We start from the raw sequence: 16,173 nt of genomic DNA, 5'->3' as shown, positions 1-16,173 counted from the left end.
GCGCGGTCCGGGCCTGCGGGCCCGGGCTGCCTTGCGGGGCGGTTATTCCGCCGCGTTCACCGGGGCCGCGTAGACGCCCGCATCGGCGGTGGTCTCGCCGTCCATTTCCGCCAGAAACCGCTCGGCCTCCAGCGCGGCCATGCAGCCCATGCCCGCGCTGGTCACCGCCTGGCGGTATTCGTGGTCGGTCAGGTCGCCCGCGGCGAAGACACCCGGGATCGAGGTCGCGGTGCTGTCCGGCGCGGTGACGACATAGCCGCCCATATGGGTTTCGAGCTGGTCGATCACCAACTCGGAGGCCGGGGCATGGCCGATGGCCACGAAGAACCCCGCGCAGGGCAGGGTGCGCGTCTCGCCGGTGTCGCGGTGCTTGATCACCACGCCTTCGACGCCGCGCGGGGTGTCGGTGCCCACCACTTCCTCCACCGTGTGGTCCCAGATCACCTCGACCTTGGGGTTCTTGAACAGTCGGTCCTGCAGGATCTTTTCGGCGCGCAGGCTGTCGCGGCGGTGCACCAGGGTCACCTTGGAGGCGAAATTGGTCAGAAACAGCGCCTCTTCGACGGCCGTGTTGCCGCCGCCGATCACCACGACCTCCTTGCCGCGGTAGAAGAATCCGTCGCAGGTGGCGCAGGCCGAGACGCCGAAGCCCTTGAAGTGTTCCTCCGAGGGCAGGCCGAGCCATTTCGCCTGCGCCCCGGTGGCCAGGATCAGCGCCTCGGCCTTGTAGATCGTGCCGCTGTCGCCATAGGCGGTGAAGGGGCGGGACGACAGGTCGAGCCGGTTGATATGGTCGGCGATGATCTCGGTCCCCATGGCCTTTGCATGCTCTTCCATCCGCACCATCAGGTCGGGGCCCATGACGCTGCTGTCGCCGGGCCAGTTTTCCACATCGGTGGTGATGGTAAGTTGGCCGCCGGGCTGGATGCCCTGGACCAGCACCGGGTTCAGCATCGCGCGGCTGGCATAGACCGCCGCCGTGTAGCCCGCCGGGCCGGAGCCGATGATCAGGACCTTCAGGTGACGTGTTTCGCTCGACATGGGGCAGCTTCCTCGACAAATGATCCCCCCGATATAAAACCCGGGGACAGAGAGGAAAAGGGGCCACGGTTCTGATCGCCGGTAGAAAAATATTGCCGAAGTGAGAAACATTATTGCGCAGGTGGGGTGTCTGGCGTAAGAAAGCCCCACGGGAAGAGGGCCTTATGCACGCATCCAAACTTGATCCGATCGACCGCAAGATTCTTGCTGAATTGCAGGGGGACGGGCGCATGACCAATGTCGAATTGGCCAGGCGCGTCGGCATCTCGGCCCCGCCCTGCCTGCGCCGGGTGCGCGCGCTGGAGGAGGCCGGGTTCATCCGCGGCTACCATGCCAGTGTCGACACCCGCGCCTTGGGATTCGAGGTGCAGGTCTTTGCCATGGTCGGGCTGAACAGCCAGGCGGAGGCGGATCTGAGCGCCTTCGAGGCGCGCTGCCGGGCCTGGCCGCTGGTGCGCGAGTGCCACATGCTGAACGGCGAGATCGACTTCATCCTGAAATGCGTGGCCCCGGACCTGTCGTCCTTCCAGAGCTTCCTGACCGGCGAGTTGACCGCGGCGGAGAACGTGGCGAGCGTGAAGACCTCGCTGGTGATCCGGGGGGCCAAGGACGAGCCCGGCGTCCCCTTCGATGTCATGGAAGCGCGTCTCAGCCAGATCGCCTGACGGGCGGGCGTCCGGGGGCTCAGCCCAGGCGGGCGCGGCGGAAGGGCGAGGCGGTGACGAAGCGTTCGGGTGCGGGCCGCGTGGTCAGCCCGGGCATAAACCTGGCGAACATCTGTGCGAGAAGATCGGGTTGGCGGGACAGGAAACCGTCCGTGTTCAGGGTACGAATCGACAGACCGTTGGCCACGGCCCAGGCGGGGCTGGCGCAGGCGATCTGGAACATGCGGACTGGGGCTTGCGGGACCAGCGCGGTGATCATGTCGTCATGACCGAAAGTCGAGAGCGGCTTGGAGATGTCGCGGGCGCCGCCGAGTTGTACCTCGGCAGCGGCGCCGAGGATGCTGTCGCTGAGGGGGCGGCCGAAGCCGAAGCGTTCGGGCTGTACGCGGCGCAGCCAAGGGGTGTCGAGCGCGTCGGGCCGCAAGGTGACCTCGCCGATCCAGGTGATCTGAGCGGTGCCGCCGTCACCCGGGGCGATGGTGTCGCCGAGGCCCAGATCCTCGATCGCGACGCTGCCCGTGGGTACTCGGATCTGGGTGCCTTGGGCGAGGATCCCGAAGGCCGGCAGCAGGCGCGTTACGATCTCGGGCTTGCGGGCGCAGAAGCTGCGCGCGCCCTGTTCGATGCAGTGGCTGTCGAATCTGGCCAGAACGGACGGTTGCGCGGTGGCGTCTGCACCATTGGATACGGTGACCGGGACCGGCGGACGGACGAGTGGAGCCATGTTCTTACCCTCGGGTTGCTGTACGGCCCCCACCGTGGTCAGCCCGCTGAACCTGTGCGCTTTGACTAAAATTGTCAAAGAATTCGACGGGTCATCCTTAACGCGGGGTCAGCCTCCCGCGGCGCGGCGCCGCTCCGGTGCAGGTGGCGCGTCGCGCAGGGCAAGCGGCGGGCGCACCTGGCGGGCATAGGGCGGGGGCGGGGTGTGTTCGGCCGTGGCGCGCAGCAGCGCGCGGAGCCAGCGGGGCGTGTCTTTCATCATGGTTTGTGCCTTAATTTGGCGCCGTGAGTGGCAGTTGGGAACAATCCGCGCTCGTGATCGCGAATTGTGGTCAGCCTTGCGGGCAAAAAAGGCCGAAATTTGACGAAAATTGTAAAAGTTGCGGGGGGCAGTGGCCCTGCGGAAATGCCCGCGTTTGCAGGTATTCCATGCATCTGACGCGGGGGGCCGGGGCGAAACAAGGCAGGAATGTGGCGGGCATCGGGCCCGACAGGGCCGCTCAGAGCCGGATGGTCGAGATCAGCCGGCCGTAATCTGCCTCGCCCCCATGGACGCTGCGGCGGTAGGAAAAGAACCGGCCCGGATCGCTGTAGGTGCAATGGCCGGTCCACTCGGCCTGGGCGATGCCCGCGCCCCGCAGCCGGGTCAGCCCGTAGGAGATCAGGTCGAAATGCGCCCGGCCGTCCTGGCCCCCGGCGAAAAAGCGGCTGTTCTCGGGGTCGTCGTCGAGGAAACGGTCGAGAAACTCGGGCCCGACCTCGTAGGCCCGCTGGGAGATCGACGGGCCGATCACCGCGGTGATCGCCTCGCGCCGGGCGCCCGCGGCCACCATGGCGTCGATCGTGGCCTCCAGCACGCCGTCCAGCGCGCCGCGCCAGCCCGCATGGGCCGCGCCGATGACGCCCGCCTGCCCGTCGGCGAAGAGCACCGGCTGGCAATCGGCGGTCAGGATGCCGAGAACGAGGCCCGGGGTCGCGGTGACCATGGCGTCGGCGGTGGGTTTAGGGCCGGGCGCCGGGGCGGCCTCGAGCGTGACCACGTCCGGCGAATGAACCTGGTTCACCGTGGCGAGCGCACTGACCGGCACCTCCATCGCCGCGGCCACGCGGGCGCGGTTCAGGGCCACGGTGTCGGACTGGTCGCTGGAGCCGGGGCCGCAATTGAGCCCCTCGAACACGCCCGAGGACGCGCCGCCCTTGCGGGTGAAGAACCCGTGCGCCACCGGCAGGGCGGGCGATGTGAGGATCTCGAGCGTCATGGGGCGTCGGGTTTCCCGGGGTTGGGCGGGGCGATGGACCCCGGCACGGGGGGCGCGGATGGGGGACTCACACAGAGCACTTTGAACAGGGTTCCCATTTCCTCCGGGTGGGTCAAGCGGCGATGTGCGGCGATGTGGCTTTGCAATGCCGCGCCTTCCAGTCCCGTGGCGAGGGCCTGGGCGCGGGTGGTGATGCCCAGCCGTTCAAGAAACACGCCCTGGGGGATCATCGCTGATACGCTCGCGCCGGCGGTGCGCGCGGCCTGCGCCAGCGGCTCGAAATCCACATGAGCGGTCAGGTCGGCCTGGCCGGGATGGGCCAGCACCGGGTCCGGGCGATGGGCGCGCACCGCCTGCAACGTGTCGCCCTTCGAGCGCCAGTCGCCATAGTCTGCAATGATCGCCGCGCCGCCGTGGCGCGCGATGCGGCCCGCGATCTCGGCGATGATCGGCTGCGCCGGGGCGCAGGTTTCGACCAGATCGCCGGGGCCTGTATCCGCCATCCGGTGGGCGAGGGATGCCAGCGCCGCGGGTTGGGCGCGCCCGAAGGCCAGCGCGCCCTCGGCCAGCCCGATCTGCCGTTCGGCCCAGCCCGCGGCGTGGCGCTCGAACTGGCGGATGGGCAGGGCATCGAAGAACTCGTTGGCCACCAGCAAGAGCGGCGCGTCGGGCAGATCCTCCACCCGGTCGAGCCGGACGGCCTCCGGCACGCGGGTTGCCTGCTCGGCGCGCAGGGCGGGGCTGGCCTCAACCAGGTGGGGGCGCAGGGTGGCGGCGCCGGGCACCTGTTTCAGCACGCGCCGGATGTCGGCCATGAGCGTGCCGCGCCCCGGCCCGATCTCGGCAAGAATGGCGCCGGGCGGTGCGCCCTGGTCGTGCCAGGCCTGGGCCAGCGCGAGGCCCAGCAATTCCCCGAACATCTGGCTGATCTCCGGTGCGGTGGTGAAATCGCCCGCCTGACCGAAGGGCGTGCGCGTGGTGTAATAGCCGTGGGTGGGGTGCAGCAGGCATTCGGCCATGAACTCGGCCACGGTGATCGGGCCGGTCGCGGCGATCCGCGCGGCGAGGATCTCCGCCAGCGGGGTCATGGCGCGGTGCGGCGGGCGCGCGCGATCAGCCACAGGCCGAGCGCGATCATCGGCAGGCTCAGGATCTGACCCATGGTCAGGCCCCAGCCGCCGAAGTGCAGCGCATGGCCCACCGGGTTGCCGGCGGAGACGAATTGCGCATCCGGCTGGCGGACCAGTTCGACCACGAAACGCGCCGCGCCGTAGCCTGCGAGGAACGTGCCGAACACCGTCCCCGTGCGCGCCAGCGCGCCGCGCCGCACCAGCCACCACAGCACGAGGCCGAGCAGAAGCCCCTCCAGCCCCGCCTCGTAGAGCTGCGAGGGGTGGCGCGCGCAAAGCTCCCCCGCGGGCTGGCCGCAATTCTGGGCCGAGACACCGGGGAAGATCACGCCCCAGGGCGCGTCCGTGGGCCGGCCCCAAAGCTCGGCATTGATGAAATTCGACATCCGTCCGAGCAACAGCCCCGGCGGGGTCGCGACGGCCAGCGCATCGGCGGCCTGCAAATGGGGCACGCCTTCGCGCCAGCAGAAGATCGCCACCGCCAGCACCACGCCCACAAGCCCGCCATGGAAGGCCATGCCGCCCTGCCAGACCATCAGGATCTCGGCCGGATGGCGCAGGTAGTAATCGGGCTGGTAGAACAGCACGAAGCCCAGCCGCCCGCCCAGCACCACCCCGAGGATCACCCAGGTCAGCAGGGCCTCGACCTGCGGCGGGGACATCGGGGCGGGGCGCGCGCCCCAGAGCGCGGGGCGCTTGACCAGCCCGGTCACGATCCGCCAGCCCAGCACCAGCCCGAGGATATAGGCCAGCGCATACCAGCGCAGGGCGAGGGTCACCCCGCCGATCTCGATCGCGAAGATCTCGGGGCTCAGCGGCGGGAAGGGTATGGCGAACGGCATCACGGGCTCCGGCATCTGGGGCGATGTGTCCGGGCTGGCCGAGGGCTTGTCAACCTTGAGGTTTCAGGGGGACGGGGCCATATACGGGGTCACGCAGCAGATGGAGCGCCCCATGCAGACCCGCAACAAGTTGTTCGACGATATCGGCCAGTTGATGACCAACGCCATGGGCGTGGCGCAAGGGGCCAGGGACGAAGCCGAGACCGCGATGAAGGGGATGATGGACCGCTGGCTGGCGGACCGGGATTTCGTCACGCGCGAAGAATTCGATGCCGTGCGCGGCATGGCGCAGAAGGCCCGCGAGGAGAACGAGGCGCTGAAGGCGCGGATCGAAGCGCTGGAGGCGAAGGGCTAGGCTCAGCGCGCGATCGCGGTGGCGTTGGCCTCGACCAGGGGCATCACCTTGTCCATCACGAGCGGCGCGGCGAGGATCAACCCAGCCAGGAGCGCGATGCCCGCCACCAGGCGCACGAGGGTCAGCTTTCTGTCGGGCGCGGGGTCTTGCGCCGCTTCGGTGTCCACGTCGTCCTCGTAACCGGGTGCGTCCCAGATGTCCTCCGCCATGTCCGGGGCCGCAGCCGCGTCTGTGTCGCGGTTCTCTGTCGGCCCTTCATCCGCGGATTGCCATTCTGCATCGTCTTCCGCGGCGCTATCCGGGGGAGACGCGCGCTCCGCGCCTTCCGTGAATTTCGCGATCAGGTCGACCCAATTTTCCTCTTCGGGGGGCGCGGCCGGGCTCTCGGCCGCGTCCTCCGGGTCCGTGCGAGGCGCGGGTTCGGTGGTGTCCGGGTCCAGCGGCTCTGCGGTCTCGGCCGCGGCAAGTTCGGCCGAATCCCAGGCGTCCGCCTCCGTTGGCTCCGGCGGGGCCGGGGGGTCCTGCGCCAAGGGCTGTGCCGTCTCCAGGCTGTGCAGAAAGGCGGGCAGGTCGAATCGGTCGCTGTCGTCCTTCGGCGTGGCAGGTTGCAGGTCGTCGGCGGTCAGGTCCGCATGGGGCAGGCGGGCGGCAAGCTGCGCGATCAGCGCGAGGCGGGTTTCCTCGTCCTCGGCGGGATAGGTGCCCTCGGGCGCGCCGCTGTCATGGGCGGTCAGGCCGAATCCCGACGCCTCCAGGTAGACGCGCAGGCCGTCGGGCGCGGCCTTCAGGGCGTCCACCGTGGCGGGATCGCGGAACAGCGCCATGCAGGAGACGCCCAATTCCCGGGCAGGGGCCATATCTTCCGACGCGGCGGGAGCGTCGTCGCAGACAGGCAGGATGTCGAAATCGTAGCGCAGTGCCATGGCGGGCCTCCGGTCGTGGGGAATGGTTTCAGGAATTGTTCTCAGACAATTGAGACCCGATCTTGACGCAAACGGGTCGATTCCACGCCGGGGCGCAGTCTATGGGGTTAAGCAGCTGTTAACACAAATTATTGTGGATAACCCCAGCTCTCGACGGTTTCACGCTGTTTGTCACAAAAATTCTTCTTTACAGGTGAAGCCATCGCTTACACCATATCTAGTAAGACGCGGGCCGCCGCGGCGCGGGTCTTGTAACGACACCCAGCCTATTGTGGGACACCCCATGGCAGGCAGAAAAACGGGGCCGGGCATGTCACTTGTCGAGCAGCATTATGAGACCGAAGACCTTCACCCGATCGACATCGTCGAATCGCTGGCGGAGCATCATGACTGGGATTTCGACCGTATCGCGGATGACCAGATCGCCATGGCGGTGGAAGGCCAGTGGCGGACCTATTCGGTCACGCTCGCCTGGTCCCATTACGACGAAACCCTGCGGCTGGTGATGACCTTCGACATGGAGCCGCCGGCGCACCGGGTTCCGGCGCTGCACGCGGTGCTGAACGCGGCCAACGACAAGTGCTGGACCGGGGCGTTCACCCATTGGGCGCAACAGAACCTGCTGGTGTACCGCTACGCCCTGGTGCTCAGCGGCGGCGCGCTGGCCGGGCCGGAGCAGATCGACCGGATGCTGACCACGGCGTTTCTGAATTGCGAGCGGTTCTACCCCGCCTTCCAACTGGCCACATGGGGCGAGGAAGCCCCCGAGGCGGCCATTCAGGTTGCCATTGCGGAGGCTTACGGGCGCGCCTAACCTGCCGCGCAAGGACGACGCGGGAGGGGATATGGGTCTCGAAGATGTGCGCCGCCGGGGCTTGTTCCTGCTTGGCTGCGGAAAGATGGGGTCGGCCATGCTGCAGGGCTGGCTGGCACAGGGGATCGCGCCCGGGTCGGTCTGGGTTCTGGACCCCAAACCATCCGATTGGCTGACGGGGCTGGCCGCCCAGGGGTTGCACCTGAACGCGGGCGTGCCCGAGGCCCCCGCGATCGCGCTGCTGGCGGTCAAGCCGCAGATGATGGGCGACGCGCTGGGCCCGGTGACCGCGCTGGGCGGGGGCGCGACGCTGGTCCTGTCCATCGCGGCGGGCACCCCGATCCGGTTTTTCGAGGCGGCCTTCGGACCCGCGACCCCGATCATCCGTGCCATGCCCAACACCCCCGCGGCCATCGGCAAGGGGATCACGGCGCTGGTCGGCAACGGGGCGGCCACCGAGGCGCATATGGCCCTGGCCGAGGCGCTGCTCTCGGCCATCGGGCAGACCGTGCGGCTGGAGGGCGAGCACCAGATGGACGCGGTCACGGCGGTGTCCGGGTCCGGGCCGGCTTATGTCTTTCACCTGATCGAGACGCTTGCCGCCGCCGGGGAGGCGGAGGGCCTGCCCCCCGCGCTTGCCCTGCAACTGGCGCAGGCGACCGTGGCGGGCGCGGGCGCGCTGGCCGAGGCCGCCGACGAGGGACCTGCGCAGTTGCGGGTCAATGTCACCAGCCCGGGTGGGACCACGGCGGCGGCGCTGGAGGTGCTGATGGATGCCGAGACCGGGTTTCCTCCGCTTTTGCGCCGGGCGGTGGCGGCGGCGGCGCAGCGCGGGCGGGAGTTGGCGGACTAACCCATGGCCGAGATCACGTTCGACGATTTCCTCAAGGTGGACATCCGCGTGGGCCGCGTGGTGCAGGCGGAGCCGTTCCCGGAGGCGCGCAAGCCCGCGATCAAGCTCTGGGTGGATTTCGGTGGCGCGCTGGGCGTCAGGAAAAGCTCGGCCCAGATCACCCGGCATTACGCCCCAGAGGCGCTGATCGGCACGCAGGTGATGGCGGTGGTGAATTTCCCGCCGCGCCAGATCGGCAAGTTCATGTCCGAGATCCTCGTGCTCGGGGTGCCGGATACAGACGGGGAGGTGGTGCTGCTGCGCCCGGATCTCGACGTTCCGCTGGGAGGGCGGCTTTACTGATGAAACTTCTGATTTCCCGGCCCTTGCCGGAGGCGGTTCTGGCGCGCGCCCGGGCGCGGTTCGATTGCACGCTGCGCGAGACGACCCAGCCCATGCGCGCAGAGGAGCTGCGCGGGGCCCTGCGGGATTATGACCTCGTGCTGCCCACGCTCGGCGACGCGTTCTCGGCGGAGGTGTTCGCCGATGTGCCGGAGCCCCGCGCGCGGCTGCTGGCGAATTTCGGGGTGGGCTACAACCATATCGATGCGGTGGCGGCGCGCGCGGCGGGGGTGGCGGTGACCAACACCCCGGGTGCCGTGACCGATGCCACGGCGGACACGGCGCTGACCCTGATCCTGATGGCGGCGCGCCGCGCGGGCGAGGGGGAGCGGCTGGTCCGCGCGGGCACATGGACGGGCTGGCACCCGACGCAGATGCTGGGCCTGCATGTGACCGGCAAGACCCTGGGCGTGATCGGAATGGGCCGGATCGGCCAGGCGATCGCCGCGCGCTGCCACCACGGGTTCGGGATGGAGGTGGTGTTCTACAACCGCTCGCCCAAGACGCCCGATCTGCCAGCGCGGCAATTGGCCAGCGTGGCCGAGGTCATGGCAGCGGCGGATATCGTGGTGGTCGCCGTGCCCGGCGGGGCCGAGACCCATCACCTGATCGGGGCGGAGGCGTTTGCCGCGATGCAGCCCCATGCGGTTTTCGTCAACATCGCCCGGGGCGACGTGGTGGACGAGGCCGCGTTGATCGCGGCGCTGCAGGCAGGGCAGCTCGGCGCGGCGGGGCTCGATGTCTACGAGTTCGAGCCTGCGGTGCCCGAGGCCCTGATCGGGATGGAGAATGTCGTGCTGCTGCCCCATCTCGGCACCGCCGCGCTGGAGGTGCGCGAGGCGATGGGGCACATGGCGCTCGACAATCTTATCGCTTGTGCCGAGGGCGCGCCGCTGCCCAACCCGGTGTGATGCCAGGCTGCTGAAACTTCTTTCTTTTGCCAAGGCGCGGTGCGTAGAGTGGCGGCAAGAGAACCGTGGGAAAGCAGAAGGCATGGACGGGACGACAGCGGTCGCAATTTACGGCGAGATGCGGTTGCCGGTATTCTCGCTGGGCACGACGGTTCTTCTGCTGGCCCTGACCTTGCCGGCAGCGGCGGTCACCGGGTTTCTCTTCGGCCAACGGCAGCGTGCCCGGACCCTCGCCAAGGGCAAGATCATCGACAAGGTGCTGGGCGAGACAACGCTGGGCGCGATCCTCGGCCTGCTCGGGCTGCTGCTGGCGTTCAGCTTCGGCCATGCCCTGTCGCTCGCCCAGACCCGCAAGGTCGCGGTGATCGACGAGGCGGCGGCGCTCGGCACGGTCTTTCTGCGCGCCGATTACGCGGGCGAGGGCGCGCGCACCGACCTCAAGACCGCGATTTACGACTATACCCTGACACGGGTCGTGCCCGATGTGGCCCGGGTCGAAAGCGAGGCGGATGTCCGGGCGTTCCTGGAAACGAGTCTCGCGGCTCAGGCCAAACTCTGGCCCGCGACCTTGGCGGCAACCGACGGTGTGGAGCCGCCGGTCGCGACCTTCATCGCCTCGGCCATGAACGACGCGATCGATGCCCATCTCTACCGGATGCAGACCTTCGCGGTGCCGGTCTCGGACGTGACGCAGCTGATGCTGCTGGCAACGGCCTTGGCATCGCTGTTCCTGCTGGGCAACCGGGCGGGCATGCAGGGACGCGTGCTGTCCTGGCGCACCTTCATGTTCTCGGGCTTCCTGTTCGTGGTGATGGTCACAATCGTGGATGTGCAGCGCAGCTCGGCCGGGTTCGTCCAGACCGACCAGTCGCCCCTGTTGGTGACGATCTTCGATATGGAGCAGGCGCTGCGCCTCTAACCCCTCGGGCGGTCGCCCGTGGCTTCCCGCCAGTGGCGGCGGCAGAGCGACAGGTAGGTCTCGTTGCCGCCCACCTGCACCTGGGCACCGTCGGTCACCGTGCGCCCCTCGGCGTCGCGGCGCACCACCATCGTGGCCTTGCGCCCGCAATGGCAGATCGTGCGCACCTCGCGCATCTCGTCCGCCAGCGCCAGCAGCGCCGCCGAGCCGGGAAACAGCTTGCCGCGAAAATCGACCCGCAGCCCGTAGCACATCACCGGCAGGTTCAGATCGTCCACCGCTCGGGCGAGTTGCCAGACCTGGTCCTCGGTCAGGAACTGCGCCTCGTCCACGAAGACGCAGGCGCAGGGCCCGCCCTTGAGCCGCAGGGCCAGCGCGTCGAAGAGGTCGGTCTCGGGCCCGAAGGTGTCGGCAGGCGCGCTCAGCCCGATCCGGCTGCCGATCCGGCCCTCGCCCGCCCGGTGGTCGAGCCGCGCGGTCATCAGGTGGGTCTGCATCCCCCGCTCGATATAATTGTGCGAGGCTTGCAGCAGCGCGGTCGATTTGCCCGCGTTCATGGTGGAGTAGTGGAAGTAAAGCTTGGCCATGGCGCGCAATAGCCCGGTCCGCACCCTGCGGCAAGCGTCCGGGGCCGGGGTCGCGGCGGAATGACGGAGATCTAACGCAAGATGCTGAATCCATGCCGGATATCTTGTCAAAGGAGTTTTTCATGCCTTCGTTTTCCCTTCGCCTTTTGCCCGTTTGTGGCCCGGCCCTTGCCCTGGCCTTGACCGCGGCTGTCGCCCTGCCCGACGCGGCCTCTGCCAATGAATGCGCGCGCCAGCTCAATTTTCTCGGCAGCAATGCTTCGGACACGCGCAAGATCAACGCGTTGCTGACCTGCGCCGAGGAGACGCGGAGCGATCTTGCGGCGCTGGAGACCCGGGTGGCGGAATTGGAGCGCAAGCTGGGCCGCACCGAGCGGCAAGTGGAGGGCCTCGCGGACCTGGGCATGCGCGTCTCGGGTCTGGAGCGCAGCGTGACCCAGCAGGGCCGCAGCCTCGAGGGGTTGGACGACCGGATTTCGCGGGCGGTCACGGCCGCGACACGCGACCTGCAGGCGTCGGTCAACGCGGATATCCGCGCCCTGCGTACCGAGATCCGCGGGGCCGCGGCAGGGGACGGGGATGTCACGCGCCTGACGCGGCGGATCGATCAGCTCGCCGGACGGAAATGGGAAGAGTTCGGCGCCGCGCAACGGCCCGTCGGGCGCAGCCAGACCAACAGCCGGGAGTATCCCATCGTGGTCGCCGCCACGATCAATGTGGGGGACTCGAACCGCTGTCATGCCCGGCTCAAGGTGAACGGCGTGACCGTGGCCGAGACCAGGAACAACAACGACAGCTGGGACAAGGCCTGTTTCGTGACCACCACGGTGCCGCCCGGCGCGTCTTACGTGCTGGAATCCGCGCCCCATGGCGGCGGTCGGCCCCGGGTGTCGAAATGGGCCGAGCTGCGCTGAGCGCGGCGCGGGGTCAGATGATCGGGATGAGGGGCACGCCCCCGCATCCCGCCAGTGCAGCGAGTGTCAGCAGGGCAAGTCCCGCCCTGGCCGTGGCCGATCGCGCGCGCCCGGTCATCCCTGCAACGCGCGGACGCCGATCTCGCCCTCGCGGCGGGCGATCATGGCCTGGGCCGCGGCATGGCTGGCCGCCAGCGTGGTGAAGTAGGGGATGCGGTCATAGAGCGCGACGGACCGGATTTCGCGGCTGTCATTGACCGCCTGCGCGCCCTCGGTGGTGTTCATCACCAGCGCGATGCGCCCGTCCTTGAGCATGTCGACCACGTCCGGGCGGCCCTCGTAGACCTTGTTGACGACCTTGGAGGCGATGCCGTGATCCTTCAGGAAGGCCGCGGTCCCTCTGGTCGCGACGATGTCGAGGCCCAGTTCGGTCAGCATCGCCGCCGTTTCCACCAGCATCTCGGTCTTGTCGGCTTCCTTGATCGACAGGAACACCGTGCCTTCCGTCGGCAGTACGGTGCCCGCGCCCATCTGTGCCTTCAGGAAGGCGCGGGGGAAGGACCGGTCCCAGCCCATCACCTCCCCGGTGGAGCGCATTTCCGGGCCGAGGATCGTGTCGACGCCCGGGAAGCGCGCGAAGGGCAGAACCGCCTCCTTGACCGAGAACCAGGGCGTATCCGGGTGCGCCAGCGTCATCGGGTCGCCGATCGGCAGGTGCTGGTCCTCGGGTGCGTCATGGGGCAGGGGGTCGCGCAGCGGGAAATTCGACAGGGGCTCGCCCGCCATCAGCCGGGCGGCGATGGACGCGATTGCGCTGTCGGTGGCCTTGGCCACGAAGGGCACGGTGCGCGAGGCGCGCGGGTTCACCTCGATCAGGTAGATCTCGTCATCCTTGATCGCGAATTGCACGTTCATCAGGCCCTTGACCCGCAGGGCGCGCGCCAGTGCCTCGGTCTGCACGCGAATGCGCGCCAGCACGTCGTCGGAGAGCGAATAGGGCGGCAGGGAACAGGCGCTGTCGCCGGAATGGACGCCCGCCTCTTCGATATGCTGCATGATGCCCGCCACATGAACGTTCTCCCCATCGCAGAGCGCGTCCACGTCCAACTCCACCGCGCCGGCGAGATAGCTGTCGAGCAGTACCGGGCTGTCGCCCGAGACCACCACCGCCTCGGCGATATACCGCTCCAACTGACCCATGTCGCGCACGATCTCCATCGCGCGCCCGCCCAGAACATAGGACGGCCGGATGACCAGCGGGAAGCCGATGTCGCCCGCGGCGGCGAAGGCCTCGGCATCGGTGCTGGCGATGGCGTTGTGAGGCTGTTTGAGGCCCAGGTCGTTGACCAGCGCCTGGAACCGCTCGCGATCCTCGGCCAGATCGATGGCATCGGGCGTGGTCCCGAGGATCGGGATGCCTTCGGCCTCCAGCGCATTGGCGAGCTTCAGGGGGGTCTGGCCGCCGAACTGGACGATCACCCCGTGCAGCGTGCCGTTCTCCTGTTCGGCGCGCAGGATCTCCATCACATGCTCGAAGGTCAGCGGCTCGAAATAGAGCCGGTCCGAGGTGTCGTAATCGGTCGAAACGGTCTCGGGGTTGCAGTTGACCATGATGGTCTCGTAGCCCGCCTCGGTCAGCGCGAAACACGCATGGCAGCAGCAGTAGTCGAACTCGATCCCCTGGCCGATCCGGTTCGGCCCGCCACCGAGGATGACCACCTTGGTGGCGTCCGTGGGCCGCGATTCGCATTCGGCCTCGCCCATCACCGGGGTTTCGTAGGTCGAGTACATATAAGGCGTCTGGGCCTCGAACTCGGCCGCGCAGGTGTCGATCCGCTTGAACTGCGCGGTCACACCGAGCCGGGTGCGGGCGCGGCGGACCTGGCCCTCGTCCCGGCCCGTCAGCTTGGCCAGCCGCGCATCGGTGAAGCCCATCATCTTGAGCTTGCGCAGGCCCTCGGCCTCCAGCGGCAGGCCGTCGCGGCGCACCTGTGCCTCGGTCTCGACGATCTCGCGGATGCGCGCGAGGAACCACGGATCGTATGAGGTCGCGGCCTGAATCTCGTCATCGCTCAGCCCGTGGCGCATGGCCTGGGCAATCACGCGCAGCCGGTCGGGCGTCTGCCTGGCCAGTGCCTTGACCACGGCGGCGGTGTCGGGGGCGTCCGACCTGTGGTCCGCAGAAATCCCGGGGATGGCGATCTCGTCGAAGCCGGTCAGCCCGGTCTCCATCGAGGCGAGCGCCTTCTGCACGCTTTCGTGGAAGGTGCGGCCGATGGACATGGCCTCGCCCACGGATTTCATCGCCGTGGTCAGGTTCGGCTCGGCGCCGGGGAATTTTTCGAACGCGAAGCGCGGGATCTTGGTCACGACATAGTCGATGGTCGGCTCGAAGCTGGCGGGCGTGACCTTGGTGATGTCGTTGTCGAGCTCGTCCAGGGTATAGCCCACGGCAAGTTTCGCGGCGATCTTGGCGATGGGAAAGCCCGTGGCCTTGGAGGCCAGCGCCGAGGACCGCGACACCCGCGGGTTCATCTCGATCACCACCATGCGCCCGTCGGCGGGGTTGACCGCCCACTGCACGTTGGAGCCGCCGGTTTCCACCCCGATCTCGCGCAGCACGGCGATCGAGCCGTTGCGCATGATCTGGTATTCCTTGTCGGTCAGGGTCAGCGCCGGGGCCACGGTGATCGAATCGCCCGTATGCACGCCCATCGGATCGACGTTCTCGATGGCGCAGACGATGATCGCATTGTCCGCCTTGTCGCGGACCACCTCCATCTCGAACTCTTTCCAGCCCAGCAGGCTCTCGTCGATCAGGATCTGGTTGACCGGCGAGGCATCGAGCCCGGATTTGCAGAAATGCTCGTAATCGTCCCGGTTGTAGGCCACGCCGCCCCCGGTCCCGCCGAGGGTGAAGGCGGGCCGGATGATCGCCGGCAGGCCAATATCGTCCAGCGCAGCCATGCATTCGTCCATGGTCGTGGCGATGGTGGCACGGGGGTTCTCGATGCCGAGGCGATCCATCGCCTCGCGGAAAAGCTTGCGGTCCTCGGCCATCTCGATGGCTTCGCGCTTGGCGCCGATCATCTCGACCCCGTATTTCGCCAGCACGCCCATCTCTTCGAGCGCGAGCGAGGTGTTCAGCCCGGTCTGACCGCCCATGGTCGGCAAGAGCGCGTCCGGGCGCTCCTTCTCGATGATCTTGGCGACGATCTCGGGGGTGATCGGCTCGATATAAGTGGCGTCGGCCAGGCCCGGGTCGGTCATGATGGTGGCGGGGTTGGAGTTGACCAGGATCACCCGGTAGCCCTCTTCGCGCAGCGCCTTGCAGGCCTGGGCCCCGGAATAGTCGAACTCGCAGGCCTGCCCGATGATGATGGGCCCGGCTCCGATGATCATGATCGACTTGATATCGGTTCTCTTGGGCATCGGGCAGACTCCAGTGGCGCAAATTGTCGGCGTTATACATGCGGGCGGTGCGGGCGCAAGGCCGCTGGGGTCGGGGTGCTATCTTGATCTCGCCCAATTTCCGTCGCGCCGCCGCCCCATCGCTCTGGCATCCCGGGAGGACATGCGGCTGGCCGGTTTCGGCCCGGGAAGGACAGGACATCATGCGGTACGCGCAGCTCGAACCATTCATCCGGTCCGAAGACGGGGCCGTCACGGTCGATTGGGTGGTTCTGACCGCAGCGCTCGTCGGGCTGGCGATCGCCGTCGCCGCCGTGCTGGGCCCCTCGATGACCACCAATTCCGGCTCCTTGAATCGGCAGCTGAACACGCACCAGATTCACACCGATTTCAACGTGCCGGTTCCCGTGGACTGACTTGACTTGTGTCAATGTTGATTGACACA

At 68.0% G+C, this 16,173-nt stretch carries 18 protein-coding genes; 9 read left to right on the top strand and 9 right to left on the bottom strand.

Annotated features, from left to right (window positions below; all coding sequences use genetic code 11):
- Nucleotides 1–42 precede the first annotated feature (42 nt).
- A complete protein-coding gene (gene trxB, locus DSHI_RS13470; RefSeq protein WP_012179315.1) occupies nucleotides 43–1,041 on the bottom strand; it encodes a thioredoxin-disulfide reductase in 999 nt (332 codons plus the stop codon).
- 164 nt (nucleotides 1,042–1,205) lie between these two features.
- Here trxB and DSHI_RS13465 point away from each other — a divergent pair, with 164 nt between their 5' ends.
- Nucleotides 1,206–1,706: an Lrp/AsnC family transcriptional regulator gene (locus DSHI_RS13465; protein ID WP_012179314.1), complete on the top strand. Its 501-nt coding sequence runs from the start codon at nucleotides 1,206–1,208 to the stop codon at nucleotides 1,704–1,706.
- A gap of 19 nt (nucleotides 1,707–1,725) precedes the next feature.
- On the opposite strand, the gene DSHI_RS21460 is transcribed toward DSHI_RS13465, so the two are convergent.
- The 5 genes from DSHI_RS21460 to lgt all read right to left on the bottom strand — a co-directional run bounded on the left by DSHI_RS21460 (nucleotide 1,726) and on the right by lgt (nucleotide 5,660).
- The gene (locus tag DSHI_RS21460) at nucleotides 1,726–2,430 is read right to left on the bottom strand and encodes a Hint domain-containing protein (protein ID WP_012179313.1); all 705 of its coding nucleotides are present in this window, start codon (nucleotides 2,428–2,430) and stop codon (nucleotides 1,726–1,728) included.
- Between the two features lie 108 nt (nucleotides 2,431–2,538).
- Nucleotides 2,539–2,691 (bottom strand): hypothetical protein, encoded by a 153-nt coding sequence (locus DSHI_RS22370; RefSeq protein WP_157865335.1) that lies wholly within the window; start codon nucleotides 2,689–2,691, stop codon nucleotides 2,539–2,541.
- A gap of 238 nt (nucleotides 2,692–2,929) precedes the next feature.
- Nucleotides 2,930–3,688: a peptidoglycan editing factor PgeF gene (gene pgeF / locus DSHI_RS13455; RefSeq protein ID WP_012179312.1), complete on the bottom strand. Its 759-nt coding sequence runs from the start codon at nucleotides 3,686–3,688 to the stop codon at nucleotides 2,930–2,932.
- On the bottom strand, nucleotides 3,685–4,776 hold the full coding sequence (locus DSHI_RS13450; protein ID WP_012179311.1) for a class I SAM-dependent methyltransferase: 1,092 nt from the start codon (nucleotides 4,774–4,776) through the stop codon (nucleotides 3,685–3,687). The genes pgeF and DSHI_RS13450 overlap by 4 nt, the downstream gene beginning before the upstream one ends.
- Nucleotides 4,773–5,660, bottom strand: coding sequence for a prolipoprotein diacylglyceryl transferase (gene lgt / locus DSHI_RS13445; RefSeq protein ID WP_044028876.1), 888 nt, complete (start codon nucleotides 5,658–5,660; stop codon nucleotides 4,773–4,775). The genes DSHI_RS13450 and lgt overlap by 4 nt, the downstream gene beginning before the upstream one ends.
- A 112-nt stretch (nucleotides 5,661–5,772) precedes the next feature.
- Between lgt and DSHI_RS13440 the strand changes: the two genes are divergently transcribed.
- Nucleotides 5,773–6,015, top strand: a complete 243-nt coding sequence (locus DSHI_RS13440; RefSeq protein ID WP_012179309.1) for an accessory factor UbiK family protein — start codon at nucleotides 5,773–5,775, stop codon at nucleotides 6,013–6,015.
- A gap of 2 nt (nucleotides 6,016–6,017) precedes the next feature.
- Here the strand turns inward: DSHI_RS13440 and DSHI_RS13435 are convergent, their stop codons facing one another.
- Nucleotides 6,018–6,938: a hypothetical protein gene (locus tag DSHI_RS13435; RefSeq protein ID WP_012179308.1), complete on the bottom strand. Its 921-nt coding sequence runs from the start codon at nucleotides 6,936–6,938 to the stop codon at nucleotides 6,018–6,020.
- A gap of 283 nt (nucleotides 6,939–7,221) precedes the next feature.
- Here DSHI_RS13435 and DSHI_RS13430 point away from each other — a divergent pair, with 283 nt between their 5' ends.
- The 5 genes from DSHI_RS13430 (at nucleotide 7,222) to DSHI_RS13410 (ending at nucleotide 10,816) form a co-directional block, all read left to right on the top strand.
- Nucleotides 7,222–7,752: a type III secretion system chaperone family protein gene (locus tag DSHI_RS13430; protein WP_012179307.1), complete on the top strand. Its 531-nt coding sequence runs from the start codon at nucleotides 7,222–7,224 to the stop codon at nucleotides 7,750–7,752.
- Nucleotides 7,753–7,783: 31 nt separating this feature from the next.
- Nucleotides 7,784–8,605 carry a pyrroline-5-carboxylate reductase gene (gene proC / locus DSHI_RS13425; RefSeq protein WP_012179306.1) on the top strand — a complete coding sequence of 274 codons (822 nt, stop codon included), beginning with the start codon at nucleotides 7,784–7,786 and terminating at the stop codon, nucleotides 8,603–8,605.
- 3 nt (nucleotides 8,606–8,608) lie between these two features.
- Nucleotides 8,609–8,947, top strand: coding sequence for a tRNA-binding protein (locus tag DSHI_RS13420; RefSeq protein WP_012179305.1), 339 nt, complete (start codon nucleotides 8,609–8,611; stop codon nucleotides 8,945–8,947).
- The gene (locus tag DSHI_RS13415) at nucleotides 8,947–9,897 is read left to right on the top strand and encodes a 2-hydroxyacid dehydrogenase (RefSeq protein ID WP_012179304.1); all 951 of its coding nucleotides are present in this window, start codon (nucleotides 8,947–8,949) and stop codon (nucleotides 9,895–9,897) included. Before DSHI_RS13420 ends, DSHI_RS13415 begins: the two co-directional genes overlap by 1 nt.
- Nucleotides 9,898–9,979: 82 nt before the next feature.
- Nucleotides 9,980–10,816, top strand: coding sequence for a hypothetical protein (locus DSHI_RS13410; protein ID WP_012179303.1), 837 nt, complete (start codon nucleotides 9,980–9,982; stop codon nucleotides 10,814–10,816).
- Here the strand turns inward: DSHI_RS13410 and DSHI_RS13405 are convergent.
- On the bottom strand, nucleotides 10,813–11,403 hold the full coding sequence (locus DSHI_RS13405; protein ID WP_044027920.1) for a thymidine kinase: 591 nt from the start codon (nucleotides 11,401–11,403) through the stop codon (nucleotides 10,813–10,815). The genes DSHI_RS13410 and DSHI_RS13405 overlap by 4 nt on opposite strands.
- A 122-nt stretch (nucleotides 11,404–11,525) precedes the next feature.
- Here DSHI_RS13405 and DSHI_RS13400 point away from each other — a divergent pair, with 122 nt between their 5' ends.
- Nucleotides 11,526–12,317 carry a hypothetical protein gene (locus DSHI_RS13400; protein WP_012179301.1) on the top strand — a complete coding sequence of 264 codons (792 nt, stop codon included), beginning with the start codon at nucleotides 11,526–11,528 and terminating at the stop codon, nucleotides 12,315–12,317.
- Between the two features lie 114 nt (nucleotides 12,318–12,431).
- Here DSHI_RS13400 and carB read toward each other — a convergent pair whose 3' ends face one another.
- Complete coding sequence (gene carB / locus DSHI_RS13395; RefSeq protein ID WP_012179300.1) at nucleotides 12,432–15,749, bottom strand: carbamoyl-phosphate synthase large subunit; 3,318 nt, start codon at nucleotides 15,747–15,749, stop codon at nucleotides 12,432–12,434.
- Nucleotides 15,750–15,931: 182 nt separating this feature from the next.
- Here carB and DSHI_RS13390 point away from each other — a divergent pair, with 182 nt between their 5' ends.
- A complete protein-coding gene (locus DSHI_RS13390; protein WP_012179299.1) occupies nucleotides 15,932–16,144 on the top strand; it encodes a Flp family type IVb pilin in 213 nt (70 codons plus the stop codon).
- The last annotated feature ends 29 nt before the right edge of the window (nucleotides 16,145–16,173 follow it).

The organism is Dinoroseobacter shibae DFL 12 = DSM 16493, from assembly GCF_000018145.1.
Lineage (GTDB): Bacteria > Pseudomonadota > Alphaproteobacteria > Rhodobacterales > Rhodobacteraceae > Dinoroseobacter > Dinoroseobacter shibae.
The sequence above is the reverse complement of the archived record's forward strand: the minus strand, read 5'-3'. Positions and strand labels throughout refer to the sequence as shown.